This is a genomic window from Cupriavidus sp. USMAA2-4, from assembly GCF_001854305.1.
GTDB lineage: Bacteria > Pseudomonadota > Gammaproteobacteria > Burkholderiales > Burkholderiaceae > Cupriavidus > Cupriavidus malaysiensis.
Genome location: NZ_CP017748.1, coordinates 94,253 through 111,863 on the forward strand (window position 1 = coordinate 94,253; position 17,611 = coordinate 111,863).

Sequence of the window (17,611 nt, forward strand, 5' to 3'; positions counted from 1 at the left end):
TCCCTTGCTGAGGTTAAACTGAAGCAAGGAGAGATGTGATGACAAGCAAGACAAAGCGGGCGCAGTACACGCTGGAATTCAAGCTGGAAGCGGTACGGCTGGTGAAGAGCGGGCAGAGCATGGCAGTGGTTAGCGCGACCCTGGGCATCAGAGCGCAGACGCTGCATAACTGGGTCAAGGCGGAGCGGGAAGGCAAGCTGACTGGTGCGGGTATGAAGCCGGTCAGCCCGGAGCAGATGGAGCTGGCCCGGCTTCGGGCGGAGGTGGCGCGCTTGAAGATGGAGCGCGATATTTTAAAAAAAGCCGCAGCATACTTTGCGAAGGAGTCGGTGTGAGGTATGCGTTCATCGAGCGAAACCGACGTTACTGGCCGGTCTCGGTCCTGTGTGAGCTGTTAGGGGTCAGCCCCAGCGGCTATCACCAGCGCAAGCAACGCACAGTAAGCACCGACAGGCCAGATAGAGGCCGACTCAGTGACGATGCCTTGTTGGCCCACATCAAGGCGATTCACGCCGGGGTCAAGGGGGAGTACGGCTGGCCGCGCATGTGGAAGGAACTGCTGGCGCGTGGGGTGCGGGTGGGCAAGGAGCGTGTTCGCAAGCTGATGGCGCTGCACGGCATCCGTGCCCGCCACAAGCGCAAGTACATCGCGACAACCAACTCGAACCACGATTTGCCGGTGGCCCCCAATCTGCTGCAACGCGACTTTAGCCCAGCAGCACCCAATCAAGTCTGGACGAGCGACATAACCTATGTGGCGACCGCCGAAGGCTGGCTCTACCTGGTGGTCATCATCGACCTGTTCAGCCGGCAGGTGGTTGGCTGGTCGATGCAACCACACATGAAGGCCGAATTGGTCACGGACGCGCTGCGCATGGCCTGGTTCCGGCGCCGCCCGGAAGCCGGTGTGATTGTGCACACCGACCGGGGAAGCCAGTATTGCAGCCATCTGTTTCAAGACGCCCTGAAGGCGTATGGCATGCGCTCGTCAATGAGCCGCAGGGGCGATTGCTGGGACAACGCGCCGACTGAGAGTCTGTGGGGGTCGTTGAAGGTCGCTCGCCTGCACGGTCGCCAGTTCGCTACCCGCCGCGCCGCAATGGACGAGGTAATTGACTGGCTTGGCTTTTATAATGCCAGCCGACTCCACTCGACGCTGGGCTACGTCAGCCCCATGACGTTCGAGAAAAACTGGTCCGCAGCTCAGCAACACCGGGCTGCCTAATTCCCTCGGTTATGGGATTCGTGGAACAGGGGCAAGGTCAGACATCAGCGTGGACATCAAGGCGCTACCGAGCAAATCCCCAAACGGCTACCTCGATCTCGAAGGCGTACCTGTAACGTTTGCTGCGCACAACATCGTATCGGGATTCAACGGCGGGTACGTGATGGAGCCGGGCATTGACTACGACGAGATCAAGACCTTTGTCGTACCGCGAGGTGTGACATACGTCATACGTGCCGAGATGGATCATTACGACGATAGTCCAGATGATGAAGTCGATGCCTCATACATCATTGCGGCTATCTAGTTATGGGGGGGGCGAACCCAAACACCGGCTGCCCTAGAGAGCCACGGCGGCAGACCCGTAGACGGATCGAAGAACTAGAAATGATCTGGAGGGAAGCGAAAGCTGTGTAGCTGCTTGTGCCATTTCGCTTGAGCTGATCTTGTCGTCTGTACTTGACAAAAATGGATCGCAAGATGAACTCAGCGACGCTTGGCGCAGCCATCCAACGCAAACGCACCGCGCTTGACCTTACCCAGCAGCAGCTCGCGGACATGGCAAAGGTGTCGCGCCAGTCTCTCAATGGCATCGAGCATGGCCATGTGAATGCCACGCTTGATACCTTGGGGCGGCTCCTGGATATGCTTGGCCTGGTGCTGGAGGTGGACGACCCGGAAGCAGTACGGCAAGCCGAGGGAAGGCCGACGCGGGCACTGTGGATGGCCGCAAAAGGGGCCAGCGTCAGCTATGCAGGGGAGTTGACGCCGGAGGAACTGGAGCAGGCGCTGGCTACTGGTCAAGTGCCTGCCGCCTTCCGCGCGCATCTGGCCCAGGTGCTGGATGAGGCGCCACTGCAGCTCGTTACCAAGATGGTGGCGGAGGTGGCCGCTAGGCGGCAGCGCAGGCCGTCAGAGATCTGGAAGAACCTGCGGAGGCTGGCGCAGGCATTGATGGCGACGCGCGGAGGACTGTGGGCATGAAGGTGGAACGGAAAGGGGATATCTGGGAAAGCCTGTTCCCGCATGCCTTTGCCTTGATGGACGAGGTGCGCAAACACGGCGGGATTGAGCCGGTCTGGACGTTCGGCGGTGGCACCGTTCTCATGCTTCGGTACGGCCATCGCTTTTCCCGCGACATCGATCTTTCGTGCCGGACCCGCAGTACCTTGGCTACGAGACGCCCCACTGAGCGACGAAGCCGAGGCCATCTCGCCGGGCTATCTGGAGCAAGCGAATTTCGTCAAGCTGGTCCTGGAGGCCGGCGAGATCGATAATTTGTCGAGCAGATTCAAGCTGCTCCGCCGATCATGCGGGAGCAGTTTGACAGAATCACGTGTCTTGACTTTTAGCGTGGGGTTGATGTGTGTGGCGCTGGTCAAGGACTTCCTCCTGGCGTTTGTCGAAGGAGTTGCAGACGGTTTTTAGGCAGCGTCGGTACATTGAATAATGCTCGGTAACTAATCTTTTTTAATAAATCTTATGCCGAAAAATAAGAGTGGTAGAAAGGGCTTGGTGACGGGGAAGCGGGTGGTCGGGCTGAACTCTGTTTCGATTCGAAGAACCCAGGAAGTTCGGGAGATACCTATTGAGGATATTGTGGTTCCGGACTGGATGGGTGACGATGATCCGATTTTCTCTTGCTTGTATCGTAAATATATTACTGGGAAAATATCTGGATTTCTCACTCGGGTTCCCATGAATTTTGTGAGGGAGGGATTTTTTCTCGCCTCGCGTGGCTTTGAATATCGCTGCGATCAACCGCCAGAAGATGTTGTGAGGCAAACGATGAGGGAAATTAGAGGAGGAGGGCGCCCATCTCTTCATCTATACAGTAATCTGAATGCTAGTAGCGATGTGAGGTTTATGTGTCCGGATGACGTTGCAGTCTGTCTCGCATATAGAAAGCTTGGCTTTGGTGCGGTGCCTGCTGTTGTCCTGAGTCCTGGAAAGGATTCGTTGCCCTTCTCTTCGTTTGAAACCCGGGTCGACGCTAGGTATGTGGCGAGGGGGGCAAACGTACGCGGGATTGTCAGTGCAAGTGTACCGAAGAAAATCCCATCTATTACTGGAATTGCTCTGCCAGAAGCTCCGGCAGAGATGCTGGATAGGTTCCAGAAGGAACTGGCCCGCCTTGTTGGGAGGCTCCGCCTCTTTCATGCGCCAAGCCCAAATGAAATGCATTACCACCATATGGTGTTTTCGGCGCTGGTTAGAATGCAAGAGACTCTACGTGCAATTCAACTTTTGCTTGAGCAAGAGTTGTGGTACCAAGCTTTATCCTTGCTGCGTGTGTTGTATGAGATTCATTTGAATTTTTGCTTCGACTGGATGCAGCCAGAAACAAACTACAGATACTTGGCGGCGGCGGCTGTCTTTGATAACAAGGAGGTTTCTCGTCAGAAAGAGGTGATGAGTAACGACCTTGTCTCAAAGGGGGTTGCACGTGATATCGCAGTAGATCAAGCTGGTGCTGCGTGGAAGCCTGTGGCGCTGGCATCCAATGTCTCGGAGAAGGCAAAGTTATCAAAAATTGGAATTATGCATCATAGGGATATTTATGAGTTCCTTTCTCAAATCACGCATCAGAATTTTGAGGTGGCGTCGCTGCATGCGAATCGATTCAATGATGAGGATTTTCTGATTATTGATGATTCTGTGAGGAAAACATACTTGAGGTTTATGGATTTGATTGTTTCTGAGTTCGCTTTTTGTGTGGATCAGGATATTGGTGTGGCTATTGCATGATCGTTTCGGGGGGGCACTACCTTTTCGAGAACATCATCTACGTCGATGCCGAGATCGCGTTGGATGAATGCCCTACTTCGCATCGAGGCAAGACCACTTGCTGCGGTGGCCTGCGCTAGGCGTGCGGGATCCAATCGGTATTGCTGGTGTTTTCCGGAGCGCTCACGACTGGTCGTTGGCGAGCAAGGCAGTGTTCGATGTGCCGGCAGCAGTCGTACTCGCGACCGCTTGGGGGGAGGGTGTGCTGGGTTCGGCTCCTTTACAACCGAACCCCGAGGCCGGCAACAAGCCTACCTCGTTTGGAGGGGCCTTATGTGGTTGCTGAATCAGCCTCGCACTGCGCAGCCAACTCACTCAACACCAACGTCTCATGCGCTAGCCCAGCAGCCAACGTGAGTACTCGGTTCTGGATCTCTGCATTTAGATCGCCGAAGGTGCCCGACTCCGCGCAGTCGCGGGCCAGGAAGAGCAGGGCATAGAGTTGCGCCGATTTCTCGGCGGCCAGGGTCAGCGGCGTTTCGCAGAGCGCGCGCGAGTGGAGATGGATGTCCGCGTTGCGGTACTCGGCGGTGAGGCCGTAGCGGGTGTGTTGGCGGGGGTTATCCATTGGCGGCCTCCCGATGCTCTGCGAGTGTGTGGCAACGGAGGTCGATCGGGCGGGGGCGTGCTTGGCACGCCGATTGGAAGCCTGGACGGGCAAAGGCGAAGAGGCGCATGTCGCGGTCTCCTGTCAGATTGAGCGCCAAACGGTGGCGCGGTCCGCCTGGTTTCGGGCTTCCAATCCCGGTGCTGTGATGCAGCGACACGAAGAGTATCGCAGGTAACTGAAGCAGAGGTGTTTCAGATTGCTACGACAAGCTTCTTTGACTTGGCCCAAGCGATTCAAGCCGTGATGGCCACGAGCCACCACGCTAGGGCAAGTCCGCCCGCACTTGCTCAAGTAGTGGCCGCCAACGCTGTCGAATTCTTCAAGGGGAGTTACGCGCTGACGAAGGTGCGATTCGACGGCTCTCATCGGGAGCGTTTTTTCTATTGCTCGTCTTCGGCGCGTAGCGGCGTATAGGACCAATCGAAGTAGGATAGGACTACCCGGGCGTCATCGTCATTCTCCGCACGGTAGTGGTGCTGATGAGGAAAATCAATGTCGATGTTTCCTCTGCTGAATCCCAGCAGGGTCAAGATGGATTCAAAGCGATCCAACAGCCCGTACGCATAGACGATGTTGTGGCGCTCCCAGACCAAGGTCGCATTGTCCTCTGGCGAGTGAGCCCAGATATCGTGGCGGGCATCCGTTCCAAGCAGGAGCGAGAATCTCTCCACGAAGGCGAGTACATCCGATTGCGATAGCTCCGGGCTTTGATACCTGCCGGGTGGCCCTTCGCCTCGGGGAGTATGCAAGACATAGAGGAGGTAGAGCGGTTCCTGCATGCAAGCTAGCAATCGGGAAAAGACAAGGCTGTCGCCCGCCGGCACGCCTATTGCAAGGCGGGTAGTCCCACCTTGCAAAGGCTGAAGGCAGAAAGCTGCCGGATAGGACTGGCTGACCCAGTTGTCACCGTCCTTGCTGGATAGCTTGTTCATGCAGGGGTACCTTGCTCAAAAAGGTAGTAGAGGCCGGGGCAGAAGGCCGATGCGAGCGCCGGGATGTGGCGGCCCGTTTGAGATTCTAGGCAACTGCAAGCTGCCCGGGCGGGCGGTGCGGCCAGTATGAGGGCATTTGGTGGAATCACCACCATCGCGCGGGCGGCCGCTCACGCCCGCTTAAACCTCCACCTCATGCGCATAAACAATAAACCCCTTATGCTCCGCCACCTTGTCATACAACGCCCGCCCAGCCGCATTCCCCACCTGCGTCTGCCAATACACCCGCCGAGCCCCCGCCAGCTTGGCCTGCGCATAGACCCCTTCAATCAACGCCCGCCCACATCCCCGCCCACGCGCGTTCGCATCCGTGAACAGATCCTGCAGATAGCACACGGGTTCAATCCGGGTCGTGCCGCGATGGAAGAGGTAGTGCACCAGGCCGATCAGCTTGCCGTCCTGCTCGGCGACCAGCGCGAAGACCGGCTCGATGGGGTTGAAGAACCGTTGCCATGTCACCTGCGTGATGTCGTCAGCCAGGGCGGTGGGGCCGGAGCGTCCGTAGAAGGCGTTGTAGCCGTCCCAGAGGGGTTTCCACATGGCGTAGTCTTCGGGGCGGATCGGGCGAATCTGCATGGTTTGTGTCATGAGAGGAGAGTCGGCCGCTGGCTGGCTTGATGGCCGGGAGCGGCGTCGTTTTGGATGGGTTGGGATGCTGGTGCGGCGCTGGGCTTGATGAACGACGGGCGGGGTGGCTGACGGCAACTCAGCCGCCCGTTGGCTTCGCTCAGCGTTGCGCCATCACCATATAGTCCACGGTCAGATTGGACAAGGCGCGTACGCCGTTCACCAACGCCGGTTCATCCACATAGAACTCCGGCGAGTGGTTGGACGCGGCCTTGGCCAGGTCCGTACCCTTGGGCGTTACGCCCAGGTTGAAGAACAGGCCCGGCACCTTTTCCTGATAGAAGGAGAAGTCTTCCGAGGCGGTGGCCTTCGGCACGATCATCCAGTTTCCGTCTCCCGCCACGCGTACCAGCGTGGGCGCCATCTTTTCGGTCAGCGCGGGTTGGTTGACGGTGGCGTTGTACAGCTCCACCACCTTGAAGGTGGCCTCGGCGCCGGAGCTGGAGGCGATGGCTTCGGTGGTGCGTTTCATGCGGGCATGGATGTCTTTCTTCATGCCTTCGTCATAGGTGCGGATGGTGCCCATCATCTCGACCTTCTCGGGCACGATGTTCATGCGGTTGCCGCCGTGGATGGTGCCGACGGTGATGACCGAGGGTTCGAGCATGGCGTTGACCTGGCGGCTTTGGATGGTCTGCAGGCCGAGCACGATCTGGGAGGCGACGACGACGGGGTCGATGCCGGCCCAAGGGCGGGCGCCGTGGGTCTGGCGGCCTTTGACGTCGATCCAGAACTGGTCGGCGGCGGCCATGGAGGGGCCGCTGCGCCAGCCGAGCTTGCCGGATTCGAGGCCGCTGCTGACGTGCAGGCCGAAGATGGCGTCTACCTTGGGGTTGTCGAGCACGCCTTCGGCGACCATCTGCTTGGCGCCCCACATATTGCTGCCGTTGGGTTCGAAGTCGGCGGGGCTTTCTTCGGCGGGCTGGAAGATGAACTTGACGCTGCCGGGGAGCTGGTCCTTCATGCCGGCCAGGACTTCGGCGGTGGCCATCAGGATGGCGACGTGGGTGTCGTGGCCGCAGGCGTGCATCACGTCCACTTCCTTGCCCAGGTACTGGCCCTTGGCCTTGGAGGCGAAGGGCACGTCCACGCGTTCCTTGACGGGCAGGGCGTCCATGTCGGCGCGCAGGGCGACCACGGGGCCGGGCTTTCCGCCCTTCAGCAGGCCGACCACGCCGGTCTTGGCCACGCCGGTTTTCACTTCCATGCCGAGCTTGCGCAGGTGGTCGGCTACCAGCTTGGAGGTGCGGACTTCGTAGTTGCCCAGTTCGGGGTGCTGGTGGATGTCGCGCCGCCAGGCGATCAGCTGGGCTTCGATGGCCTTGGCGCGGGTTTCGATCTGGGCGTGCAGGTCGGCGGCGGCCGGGGTGGCGGTGGCCGCTTGCGGGGCGGCGGTCGTCTGGGCCTGGGCGGCTGGCGCCATCAGCAGGCCGGCGGCCAGGGCGAGGGTGCCAAGGGTGGTGCGGGCCTTCATGGCCGATCGGATGGAATGGGCGGGGCTGCGTACTGCCATTTGCTGGTTCTCCTGTGTTGAATGTTTTGTTTTGTCTTGTTGTGTTAGTGCGCGGTAGCTGCGCGCTTGCGGTGGCCGGGCCGGTGAGGCGGGTGTCGACACGAGTGGTGCGGCTGCCGAGGCGGATCTACCTGATCGTTCTGGCCTGCTGGTACATCCGGGACGATCATCGTGCGGCGTCCCATTCGGCGTCTGCCGGCGCGGCCGGATCGTCGTAGCGCACGACGGAGCCGCGCAGGACGTCGAGCGGACTCCGCCGGATAGCGGGCGATGGCATCGCCTCCGCATCAACCGGCGCCGAGCCCATCGCTTCGCCTCCGTGCCTGGCGGGATCGAACAACGCCAGCTTCTCGGCGAGGGTCGGGCGAAACGTGCCGGCCGGCCTGATCGTCAAGCCAGCGGCGTCCGCGCTTACCTCGACTGGTAGTCCCTCTGTGAAATGGGCTGCCCGGGCTACGCTTGCCGGAATGCGTACGGCGAGGCCATTGCCCCATTTCTGGAGTTTCACTGTCGCGGACTTGGTCATGCGGGTCACCTCGCGAAACGTTGAACTGTGGAAAGACATCCGGCCAGCCGCGATGCAGCGGGTAGGAACACCCTGGCGCGCTGGCGCAGCATCCTCTGAACGGCAGACCATCGTCTAACCGGCAGCGTTACCGGATCCCCAACCGATCCCGCGTACGCGTGAGCGCAAACAAACTCACCGCCGCACACGCAATCAGATAGAAACTCGGCGCCAGCTTGCTGCCGGTAGCGCCGATCAGCCACGTCAAGATAAACGGCGCGAACCCGCCAAAGATGGTGACGGCGATGTTGTAGCTCAGCGAGAGCCCGGTGGTGCGCGTCTGCACCGGGAAGATCTCGGAGGCCAGCGCGGGCAGGGCGCCGAAGTAGAGCGTCATCATCAGGCCCAGCACGATCTGCACGACCAGCATCATGCCGAAGCTGGGGTAGGTGCTGAGCAGCCAGAACACGGGCCAGATGGTGGCCAGCAGCAGCGCGGCGGCGAGTTGCATCAGGGGGATGCGGCCGATGCGGTCGGACCAGTGGCCGACCAGCGGGGAGAACAGCATCTGCACCACGCCGGTGGCCAGCGTGGCGGCGAAGGCGGCCGAGGGCGGCAGGCCGAGCTGCTTGACGGCGTAGGTGGGCATGTACAGCACCAGGTAGGTGGACACGGTGGCGACGATGACCACGCCCATGGCCAGCAGCAGCCGTTCCTTCTGGTGGCCGAGGGTGTCGCGCAGCGGCGTCGCGGTGCCTTCGCTGTGCAGGAATTCGGGGGTTTCGTCGACGTGGCGGCGGATGTAGTAGGCCACCGGGCCGATGGCCAGGCCGAACAGGAAGGGCACGCGCCAGCCCCAGCTTTGCATCTGCTCGGGCGTGAGGGTGGCGGTGAGCAGGGCGCCGAAGCCGGCCGCCAGCAGCGTGGTGAGGCCCTGGCTGGCGACCTGGAAGCTGGCGTAGAAGCCGCGCCGCTGCGGTGCGTGCTCCGCCAGGAAGGCGGTGGCGCTGCCGAACTCGCCGCCGGCGGAGAAGCCTTGGATCATGCGCGCGGCGACGATGCCCAGCGGCGCCAGCAGGCCGATGGATGCGTAGGTGGGCAGCAGGGCGATGATGAACGTGCCGACCATCATCAGCAGGATGGACAGCGTGAGCGCGGCGCGGCGGCCGCGGCGGTCGGCGTAGACGCCGATGACGATGGCGCCCAGCGGCCGCATGAAGAAGGACACGCCGAAGGTGCCCAGCGTCAGCAGCAGCGAGGTGGTTTCGTCATGGGTGGGGAAGAAGAGCTTGGAGATGGTGACGGCGAAGAAGCCGTAGACCACCAGGTCGAACCATTCGAGCGCGTTGCCGATGGAGGCGGAGATGACCGCGCGCCAGGGGTGGCGCGAGGCCGGGGCGGCTGCGCTTGCCTGGGCTGGGTTTGCTTGGGGGTTGCCTGCCGGTACTGCTGTCATGCTGTCTCCTCGTTTTGTTATGGGACATGACGCAAAGGCCGGGCCGCGGCGGGTAGCGCGGCCCGGGTACTACGGTAGACGGGGCTTACTGCATCGGGTTGGCGGGCCTGGCCGGGCGTGGCCAGGTCCGGCTCAGGGCAAGCGCAGGCTCAGGGCAGGCGCAGGCTGTCGATCACCTTGCCGAGGAAGCGCTCGCACTCGGCGAGCTGCTCCAGCGTGACGAACTCGTCGGGCTTGTGGGCCTGCTGGATATCGCCGGGGCCGCACACCACGGCGGGGATGCCGGCGCGCTGGAACAGGCCGGCCTCGGTGCCGTAGGCGACCTTGTTGATGTCGCGGTCGCCGGTGAGGGCGCGCACCAGCTGGGTGATGGCGTCTTGCTCGGCGGCGTCCAGCGAGGGCGCGGCGGCGATCTTGCTGATGGCCAGGTCGGCGTCCGGGTGCTCGGCGCGCATGCGCGGCAGCAGCACGTCATTGGCGTGCGACTGGATGCGCTGGAACAGGGCCTCGGGGTCCACGCCGGGCAGGTTGCGGAATTCGAAGATGAATTCGCACAGCGCCGGGATGGTGTTGAGCGCGATGCCGCCCTGGATGGTGCCGGTCTGCGCCGTAGTGTAGGGCACGTCGAAGGCCTGGTCGTAGGGGCCGTTGGCCTTGAACTCGTCGGCGATGTCGCGGATGAAGCAGATCAGGCGCGCCGCGTATTCGATGGCGTTGACGCCGCGCGGCGTGAGCGAGGAGTGGGCGGCGAAGCCCTTGACGCAGCAGCGGTAGGCGTTGATGCCCTTGTGCGCCACGATCACGCGCATGCTGGTGGGTTCGCCCACGATGCAGCCCGAGGGACGCACGCCGCGCTCGCGCAGTTCGGCCAGCAGATAGGGCGCGCCCATGCAGCCGATCTCTTCGTCGAAGGAGAGGGCGTAGTGCACCGGCTCGCGCAGCCGGGCCTGCAGGATGGTGGGCAGCAGTGCCAGGCTGGTGCCGATGAAGCCCTTCATGTCGCAGGTGCCGCGGCCGAACAGCTTGCCGTCGCGCACCACGGGTTGGAAGGGGTCGGTGGTCCAGTTCTGGCCGTCCACCGGCACTACGTCAGTGTGGCCGGAGAGGACGATGCCGCCGTCGGTGCTGCCGTCGGCGGCGGGCACGGTGACGAACAGGTTGGCCTTGTCCTGCTGCGGGTTGTAGCTGAGGTGGGGGCGCAGGCCCTTGGCCAGGAAGTGGTCGCGCACGGCCTCGATCAGGCCGAGATTGGAGTGGCGGCTGGTGGTGTCGTAGGTCACCAGGCGCTGGGTCCAGTCGAGCGCGCTGCCTTTGTGCGGTGCGGTATCCGCGGAGGCGGTGGCGGGCTGCTTGAGGGTATCGGCTTGCATCGTCGGGTTGGCTAACGGGCTAACAGGCTAACAGGTTAAGGAACCGATGCTACACCTTTGTGGACCAGGTGGTCCATGCATGGGGGCGATCGGTCCCGGGGGATCGGGTGTCCTGTCTCCTCTGCCGTCTCTGCGGGCGGTTCGGGTTTGCCGGGGTGGGGGCGCTTGCTGGCGATAGTGTAGCGCTGGCGGGGCGGTTTGGTCGGGCAGGCGCCGGCTGGCCGTGGATGCTTGGATCACACCGTCGGCTTCGTTTCTTTGCTTGCGGGCAGGATTACACCCTTGGCTTCGTTTGCGCGTGGCGCCTTGCTGAACCACCCCTCTCCCCAACCTTCTCCCCGTGCGGGGAGAAGGAACCAAGACCGCGCGCTTGGCGCTTCGTGTTGGCGCATCTCGTTTGGCCCCACCAAGCGCGACGGGATTTGCTCCTCGCCGGTTTGCTCCCCTCTCCCGCTTGCGGGAGAGGGGTTGGGGGAGAGGGCCGGCATTCGCCAGTACGGCGGCATTTACTCCGCGCCGGCGCCAGCCGTGATGGCCGGCATCCACCACCAGCCCGGCACAAGACCCGCCAACCACCACCCTCAACCCTGCGCCGCGCCATCCGCCTCGCTGCTGCTGCCGGCCGCCGTCGCTCCGGGCGAGGCTGCGCTGCCGGCCGCCATCGCCGCGCGGCCGGTGCGGCGCGCGGCGCTGACCACGTCGTGCACGAAGCGCAGCTTGGCCACCACCGCCGGCGCCAGCGCGAAGGGATAGGCGTCGGGCGCGCCCAGGCTGCGGTTGAGGCTGTTGAGCGCGTAGGTGAGCGGGAACCAGCGCTGCATCAGGTTGTGGAAGCTGGCTTCGTCCACGGCGGTCTGGTCGCTGAGCTGCGGCAGGCGCTCGTCTTCCGGGGCCAGCACCAGGCCGCAGGCGGCGGCGGTGTCGAGGGCGTCGACGATGTGCAGGTAGTGCGCCCAGGTCTCCGCCCAGTCCTCGAAGGGATGCGTGGTGGCGTAGCTGCTGACGTATTGGTCCTCCCACCCCTGCGGCGTGCCGTACTCGTAGTGCTGCGCGAGCGCGGCCTGGTAGTCGGCCCGTTCGTCGCCGAAGCGGGCGCGGAACGGTTCGATCCAGTGGGTGCCGCGCACCAGGCGGTCGAAGTAGTAGTGGCCGATCTCGTGGCGGAAATGGCCCAGCAGTGTGCGATAGGGCTCGTGCATCTGGGCGCGCATGCGCTCGCGCCCGGCATCGTCGGCCTCGGCGATATTGAGGGTGACGAGGCCATCGGCGTGGCCGGTGAATATCGGCTCGTCATCTGTCGATTCCTTGAAGGCGAAGCGCATGGGCCGGTCCGCCTGCCGTTCGCCGGTGCCGATCGGCAGGCCCAGCATGTCCAGCGTGTAGAGCAGCCGGCGCTTGGCTACCTCGACCTTGTACCAGAGCAGCCGGTTGCCCGGCGTGTCCAGGTTGGGGATGGTGGCGGTGAGCTGGCAGGCGGCGCAGAGTGTGTCGTCGGCGTGGGCCGCGTCGGCGGGAATCATCCAGTTGCAGACGTTTTCCACCGCGTAGTTGTGGCAGGGGCGGTAGGGCTTGCCCGCGGCCGCCCGGTGCAGGCTGTGCCAGGTGCCGTCGTCAGCGGGCGCGAAGGCGCTGACTTCGCCGAGGTCGGGAATGTAGCCGAGCGGCGCTTCGCAGCGCTCGCAGCGGACGTTCTCGAAGAACACGAGCTGGCCGCATTGGCCGCAGTGGAAGGATTTCATCGTACGGGGCCTCCGTGCAGGCGCACCGTGGCGGCAGTCGGTCCAGGTGGCGCGACCGCTCCCATGGCCGGGCCGGCCGCCGGAGCAGGGCCGGCGTGCCCGGGCCCGCAGCCCAGTATAGCCAAACGGCGCACAGGCGCGCGAGGGAGGACCGGGGCGACGGTGTGGCGTTGCCGGCGCCGCCGCCAATCCGTCGCGGCATGAGCGGTTCCCGAGGCTAGCGCGCCAGATAGGCCCGGAGCCAGCCCAGGCCGGCCGAGGTGCCGGCGCGCGGACGGTATTCGCAACCGATCCAGCCGGCGTAGCCGAGCCGGTCGATCACGTCGAACAGATAGGGGTAGTTCAGCTCGCCGAGGTCGGGTTCGTGGCGGTCGGGCACGCCCGCGATCTGGATATGGCCGATGCCGCCGATGTCGCGTTCGAGCTTCTTTGCCAGGTCGCCTTCGACGATCTGGCAGTGGTAGCAGTCGAACTGGACCTGGAGATTGGCCGCGCCGATCTCGCGGCGGATGGCCTGGGCTTCGTCCTGGCGGTTCAGCAGGTAGCCCGGCATGTCGCGCGTGTTGATCGGCTCGATCAGCACCGTGATGCCGTGCGCGGCCGCGGCGGCCGCGGCGTGGGCGAGGTTTTCCCGGTACACGGCGAGGCAGCGCGCGCGTTCGGCACCGGCCGGCACCAGGCCGGCCATCACGTGAAGGCGATCATTGCCGATCACCGAGGCATAGTCGAGCGCGCGGGCGAAGCCGGCGCGGAACTCGGCCTCGCGGCCGGGCAGCGCGGCGGTGCCGCGCTCGCCCGCGGTCCAGTCGCCGGGCGGCGCATTGAACAGGGCCTGCACCAGGCCGTGGTCGTCGAGCCGCCGGCGGATCTCGGCGGCCGGATGCTCGTACGGGAAGAGGAATTCGACGCCCTGGAAGCCGTCCCGCGCGGCGGCGGCGAAGCGGTCCAGGAAGTCGTGCTCGGTGTACATCAGCGACAGGTTCGCGGCGAAGCGCGGCATCTCGGGTCTCCTTGGCGATCAGGTGCGGGGTCGGCGGCCGCCCCGATCGGCGGGGGCCTGCCAACCCGGGGCCGCAATGAAGCTCAATGGAACTGCCGGCTCAGCTCAACTCAGCTCAGCTGCCGCAGCGTCTGCTTGATCTGCTGCGCGCGCGCGGCCACGTCCGGCATCTTGGCTTCCACGCGCAGCTTGTCCTGTCCGGCCAGCTTGATGTGGCGGTTCTTCTGCACGAGGTCGATGATGCGCATGGCGTCGATCGGCGGGTTGGGCACGAACTGCAGCGCCAGCGAGGCTTCGCCGGCGTCGATCTTGCGCACGCCCAGCGGCACCGCGGCGATGCGCAGGCGGTGGGTCTCGATCAGCGCCAGCGCCTGCGGCGGCAGGCGGCCGAAGCGGTCGACCAGCTCTTCCTGGATGTCGTCGACGGCCTCGGCGGTTTCGCAGTTGGCCAACCGCTTGTACAGCGAGAGCCGCTCGTGCACGTCGGCGCAGTAGTCGTTGGGCAGCAGCGCCGGGGTGCCGAGGTTGATCTCGGTGGTGGCCGACAGCGGCGCCAGCAGGTCGGGTTCCTTGCCGGCCTTGAGCGCCTTGACGGCGGTGTTGAGCATGTCGGTGTAGAGCTGGAAGCCGATCTCGTGGATCTCGCCCGACTGCTTGTCGCCCAGCACCTCGCCGGCGCCGCGGATTTCCAGGTCGTGCATGGCGAGGTAGAAGCCGGAGCCCAGTTCCTCCATCTGCTGGATGGCCTCCAGCCGGCGCGTGGCCTGCTTGCTGAGGCCTTCCGGATCGTGCACCAGCAGGTAGGCATAGGCCTGGTGGTGCGAGCGCCCGACGCGCCCGCGCAGCTGGTGCAGCTGCGCCAGGCCGAACTTGTCGGCGCGGTGGATCAGGATGGTGTTGGCGGTCGGCACGTCGATGCCGGTCTCGATGATGGTGGTGCACAGCAGGATGTTGTCGCGGCGGGCGACGAAGTCCCGCATCACGCGCTCCAGCTCGCGTTCGTGCATCTGGCCGTGCGCCACCGCGATGCGCGCCTCGGGTACCAGTTCGGCCAGCTTGGCGCGCTTGTTCTCGATGGTCTCGACTTCGTTGTGCAGGAAGTAGACCTGGCCGCCGCGCTTGAGCTCGCGCAGGATGGCCTCGCGGATCACGCTGTCTTCCTCGCGCCGCACGAAGGTCTTGATGGCCAGGCGCTTCTGCGGCGCGGTGGCGATCACGGAGAAGTCGCGCAGGCCTTCCAGCGCCATGCCCAGCGTGCGCGGGATCGGGGTGGCGGTCAGCGTCAGCACGTCCACCTCGGCGCGCAATGTCTTGAGCGCTTCCTTCTGGCGCACGCCGAAACGGTGTTCCTCGTCGATGATGACCAGGCCCAGGCGCTGGAACTTGACGTCGTCGGACAGCATCTTGTGGGTGCCGATGACGATGTCGGCGGCGCCTTCGTTGATCTGCTTGACGGCGGCGTCGATCTCTTTCTTGGTCTTGAAGCGCGACAGCTCGACGATGCGCACCGGCCAGTCGGCGAAGCGGTCCGACAGGTTCTGGAAGTGCTGCTCGGCCAGCAGCGTGGTGGGTGCCAGCATGGCCACCTGCTTGCCGCCCAGCACGGCGACGAAGGCCGCGCGCAGCGCCACCTCGGTCTTGCCGAAGCCGACGTCGCCGCACACCAGGCGGTCCATCGGCTTGCCCGAGGTCATGTCGGCGATGACGGCGGCGATGGCCGCGGCCTGGTCCGGCGTTTCCTCGAAACCGAAGCTCTCGGCGAAGGTCTCGTAGTCCTTGGGCGAGAGCGGGAAGGCGAAGCCTTCGCGCGCGGCACGGCGGGCGTAGAGGTTGAGCAGCTCGGCGGCGGTGTCGCGGATCTGCTGGGCGGCTTTACGCTTGGCGCGGTCCCACTGGCCGGAGCCGAGCTGGTGCAGCGGCGCGGTGTCGGGATCGGCGCCGGAATAGCGCGAGATCACGTGGAGCTGGTGCACCGGCACGTACAGGCGTGCGCCCTTCTCGTAGTCGAGGTGCAGGAACTCTTCATCGCCGTTGCCCAGGTCCATCGAGACCAGGCCCTGGTAGCGGCCGATGCCGTGCTCGCTGTGCACCACCGGGTCGCCGATCTTGAGCTCGGCGAGGTCGCGCACCATCGAATCGACGGTGCTGGCCTGTTCCTGCTTGCGGCGGCCGGCGCGGCGCGCAGTGCCGGCGTACAGCTCGGCTTCGGTGACCAGGGCCGGGGCGCCGGCGGCGCCGGGCAGGCCGAAGCCGCTCTGCAGCGGCGCCACCACGATGGAAAAGTGGCTGTCGCCGGCCAGGAAGGCGGCGAAGTCGTCCACCGGCAGCGGGCGCAGGCCGCTCTCGGCGAAGAACTGCAGCAGCGTCTCGCGGCGCCCGGCCGAGTCGGCGCACATCAGCACGCGGCGCTGCTTGTCGAGCAGCAGCGCTTCCAGGTTGACCAGCGGGTCTTCGGCGCGGCGGTTGACGGAGACGTCGGGCAGCGCGGCGCTGAGGGCTTCGCCGCGCCCGTCGCCGGCCTGCAGCACCAGGCGCGCGTAGGGCTTGGCGGCGATGAAGAAGGCTTCGTCGGAGAGGAACAGGTCGGCGGGCGGCAGCAGCGGGCGCTCGCGGTCGTGCCGCATGAAGTTGTAGCGCTGCGTGGTGTCGGCCCAGAAGCGTCGCACCGCCTCGTCGATCTCGCCGACGAAGGCGAGCTGGGTGTCGGCGGGCAGGTAGTCGAAGACGGTGGCGGTCTGTTCGAAGAACAGCGGCAGGTAGTACTCGATGCCGGCCGAGGGCACGCCGTTGCCGATGTCCTTGTAGATCGGCGATTTGCTCGGGTCACCCTCGAACACTTCGCGCCAGCGGCCGCGGAAGGCGGTGCGGGCGGCTTCGTCGAGCGGGAACTCGCGTCCCGGCAGCAGCCGCACCTCCTTGACCGGATACAGGCTGCGCTGGGTGTCGGGGTCGAAGGCGCGGATGGTCTCGATCTCGTCGCCGAACAGGTCGATGCGGTAGGGCAGCGCCGAGCCCATCGGGAACAGGTCGATCAGGCCACCGCGCACGCTGTATTCGCCGGGGCGCATCACCGCGCTGACATGCTCGTAGCCGGCCAGCGTGAACTGCGACTTGAGCGCGTTTTCGTCCAGCCGCTCGCCTTGCTTGAAGAAGAAGGTGTAGGCGGCCAGGAAGGACGGCGGCGCGAGCCGGTACAGCGCGGTCGAGGCGGGCACCAGCATCACGTCGCACTGGCTGCCCTGGATGTCGTGCAGCGTGGCCAGCCGCTCGGAGACCAGGTCCTGGTGCGGCGAGAAGCTGTCATAAGGCAGCGTTTCCCAGTCGGGCAGCAGGCGCACGCGCAGCTCGGGCGCGAACCAGGGAATCTCCTCGGCCAGGCGTTGCGCGTCGACGGCGCTGGCGCAGACCACGGCCAGCATCGGCGCCTGTCCTTTCATCTGGCGGGCATAGGCCGCCAGCGCCAGCGCGTCGGCGGAGCCGTGCAGGCCGGCCACGGTATGGCGCTGGCCGGATTTGAGCAGCGGCAGGGAGACGGGAAGCGGAAGGGACGGAGCGTCAGGCATGGTCGATGGGGCGCGCCGGTTCGCGGCAGGCGGCGGCATCGGCTGCGCGGCACGCGCTGCGCGGTGGCAGGGCGGCGGTGCGCGATGCGGGCTGGCGGGCGCGGCGGCGGGTCAGGGGTTGTCTGTGTTCGGTACGGGTGTCGGGACGGCGAAAGACGGCTGGGCGTGCGGCATGAACTTCGGATGGCTGCGCACGCCGGATTCAACGCAAACACCCCGCCAAC

15 protein-coding genes are annotated in these 17,611 nt (G+C 64.7%); 5 read left to right on the top strand and 10 right to left on the bottom strand.

Going from position 1 to position 17,611, the window contains the following annotated elements:
- Window positions 1–38: 38 nt before the first annotated feature.
- The 5 genes from BKK79_RS00495 (at window position 39) to BKK79_RS40030 (ending at window position 3,973) form a co-directional block, all read left to right on the top strand.
- Window positions 39–1,225 (top strand): IS3-like element ISRme13 family transposase gene (locus BKK79_RS00495; RefSeq protein WP_085960481.1). Its coding sequence is split into 2 segments (ribosomal slippage): window positions 39–294 and window positions 294–1,225, totalling 1,188 coding nucleotides; the frame shifts between segments, so codons are not numbered across the junction.
- Window positions 1,226–1,274: 49 nt separating this feature from the next.
- Window positions 1,275–1,532: a hypothetical protein gene (locus BKK79_RS00500; RefSeq protein WP_071036738.1), complete on the top strand. Its 258-nt coding sequence runs from the start codon at window positions 1,275–1,277 to the stop codon at window positions 1,530–1,532.
- 173 nt (window positions 1,533–1,705) lie between these two features.
- Window positions 1,706–2,209, top strand: a complete 504-nt coding sequence (locus BKK79_RS00505) for a helix-turn-helix transcriptional regulator (protein ID WP_071038369.1) — start codon at window positions 1,706–1,708, stop codon at window positions 2,207–2,209.
- A gap of 122 nt (window positions 2,210–2,331) precedes the next feature.
- Window positions 2,332–2,502: a hypothetical protein gene (locus tag BKK79_RS42105; protein ID WP_335582921.1), complete on the top strand. Its 171-nt coding sequence runs from the start codon at window positions 2,332–2,334 to the stop codon at window positions 2,500–2,502.
- Window positions 2,503–2,707: 205 nt separating this feature from the next.
- Window positions 2,708–3,973 carry a DUF5677 domain-containing protein gene (locus BKK79_RS40030; protein WP_157128320.1) on the top strand — a complete coding sequence of 422 codons (1,266 nt, stop codon included), beginning with the start codon at window positions 2,708–2,710 and terminating at the stop codon, window positions 3,971–3,973.
- Between the two features lie 310 nt (window positions 3,974–4,283).
- On the opposite strand, the gene BKK79_RS00515 is transcribed toward BKK79_RS40030, so the two are convergent.
- The 10 genes from BKK79_RS00515 to mfd all read right to left on the bottom strand — a co-directional run bounded on the left by BKK79_RS00515 (window position 4,284) and on the right by mfd (window position 17,426).
- Complete coding sequence (locus BKK79_RS00515) at window positions 4,284–4,580, bottom strand: hypothetical protein (protein WP_071036742.1); 297 nt, start codon at window positions 4,578–4,580, stop codon at window positions 4,284–4,286.
- A gap of 422 nt (window positions 4,581–5,002) precedes the next feature.
- Window positions 5,003–5,554 (bottom strand): hypothetical protein, encoded by a 552-nt coding sequence (locus BKK79_RS00520; RefSeq protein WP_071036744.1) that lies wholly within the window; start codon window positions 5,552–5,554, stop codon window positions 5,003–5,005.
- A gap of 180 nt (window positions 5,555–5,734) precedes the next feature.
- Window positions 5,735–6,190 carry a GNAT family N-acetyltransferase gene (locus tag BKK79_RS00525; RefSeq protein ID WP_442873238.1) on the bottom strand — a complete coding sequence of 152 codons (456 nt, stop codon included), beginning with the start codon at window positions 6,188–6,190 and terminating at the stop codon, window positions 5,735–5,737.
- Between the two features lie 151 nt (window positions 6,191–6,341).
- Window positions 6,342–7,715: an amidohydrolase gene (locus BKK79_RS00530; RefSeq protein ID WP_157128455.1), complete on the bottom strand. Its 1,374-nt coding sequence runs from the start codon at window positions 7,713–7,715 to the stop codon at window positions 6,342–6,344.
- 205 nt (window positions 7,716–7,920) lie between these two features.
- Window positions 7,921–8,280, bottom strand: coding sequence for an AbrB/MazE/SpoVT family DNA-binding domain-containing protein (locus BKK79_RS00535; protein WP_084084828.1), 360 nt, complete (start codon window positions 8,278–8,280; stop codon window positions 7,921–7,923).
- A gap of 127 nt (window positions 8,281–8,407) precedes the next feature.
- On the bottom strand, window positions 8,408–9,715 hold the full coding sequence (locus tag BKK79_RS00540) for an MFS transporter (protein WP_071036752.1): 1,308 nt from the start codon (window positions 9,713–9,715) through the stop codon (window positions 8,408–8,410).
- 149 nt (window positions 9,716–9,864) lie between these two features.
- Window positions 9,865–11,085: an acetylornithine deacetylase gene (argE, locus tag BKK79_RS00545; RefSeq protein WP_071036753.1), complete on the bottom strand. Its 1,221-nt coding sequence runs from the start codon at window positions 11,083–11,085 to the stop codon at window positions 9,865–9,867.
- A gap of 581 nt (window positions 11,086–11,666) precedes the next feature.
- Window positions 11,667–12,824: a zinc-binding metallopeptidase family protein gene (locus tag BKK79_RS00550; protein WP_071036756.1), complete on the bottom strand. Its 1,158-nt coding sequence runs from the start codon at window positions 12,822–12,824 to the stop codon at window positions 11,667–11,669.
- Between the two features lie 217 nt (window positions 12,825–13,041).
- Complete coding sequence (otnI, locus tag BKK79_RS00555) at window positions 13,042–13,824, bottom strand: 2-oxo-tetronate isomerase (protein WP_071036757.1); 783 nt, start codon at window positions 13,822–13,824, stop codon at window positions 13,042–13,044.
- A 110-nt stretch (window positions 13,825–13,934) separates the two neighbouring features.
- Window positions 13,935–17,426: a transcription-repair coupling factor gene (mfd, locus tag BKK79_RS00560; RefSeq protein WP_442873239.1), complete on the bottom strand. Its 3,492-nt coding sequence runs from the start codon at window positions 17,424–17,426 to the stop codon at window positions 13,935–13,937.
- Window positions 17,427–17,611 lie beyond the last annotated feature (185 nt).

Bases quoted from the DNA above. Each gene is read 5' to 3' on its own strand.
- BKK79_RS00535 (WP_084084828.1), bottom strand. From the start codon at position 8,280: ATGACCAAGTCCGCGACAGTGAAACTCCAGAAATGGGGCAATGGCCTC.
- otnI (WP_071036757.1), bottom strand. From the start codon at position 13,824: ATGCCGCGCTTCGCCGCGAACCTGTCGCTGATGTACACCGAGCACGAC.
- mfd (WP_442873239.1), bottom strand. From the start codon at position 17,426: ATGCCGCCGCCTGCCGCGAACCGGCGCGCCCCATCGACCATGCCTGAC.
- BKK79_RS40030 (WP_157128320.1), top strand. From the start codon at position 2,708: ATGCCGAAAAATAAGAGTGGTAGAAAGGGCTTGGTGACGGGGAAGCGG.
- BKK79_RS00515 (WP_071036742.1), bottom strand. From the start codon at position 4,580: ATGGATAACCCCCGCCAACACACCCGCTACGGCCTCACCGCCGAGTAC.
- BKK79_RS00525 (WP_442873238.1), bottom strand. From the start codon at position 6,190: ATGCAGATTCGCCCGATCCGCCCCGAAGACTACGCCATGTGGAAACCC.
- BKK79_RS00520 (WP_071036744.1), bottom strand. From the start codon at position 5,554: ATGAACAAGCTATCCAGCAAGGACGGTGACAACTGGGTCAGCCAGTCC.
- argE (WP_071036753.1), bottom strand. From the start codon at position 11,085: ATGCAAGCCGATACCCTCAAGCAGCCCGCCACCGCCTCCGCGGATACC.
- BKK79_RS00530 (WP_157128455.1), bottom strand. From the start codon at position 7,715: ATGAAGGCCCGCACCACCCTTGGCACCCTCGCCCTGGCCGCCGGCCTG.
- BKK79_RS00505 (WP_071038369.1), top strand. From the start codon at position 1,706: ATGAACTCAGCGACGCTTGGCGCAGCCATCCAACGCAAACGCACCGCG.
- BKK79_RS42105 (WP_335582921.1), top strand. From the start codon at position 2,332: ATGCTTCGGTACGGCCATCGCTTTTCCCGCGACATCGATCTTTCGTGC.
- BKK79_RS00550 (WP_071036756.1), bottom strand. From the start codon at position 12,824: ATGAAATCCTTCCACTGCGGCCAATGCGGCCAGCTCGTGTTCTTCGAG.
- BKK79_RS00540 (WP_071036752.1), bottom strand. From the start codon at position 9,715: ATGACAGCAGTACCGGCAGGCAACCCCCAAGCAAACCCAGCCCAGGCA.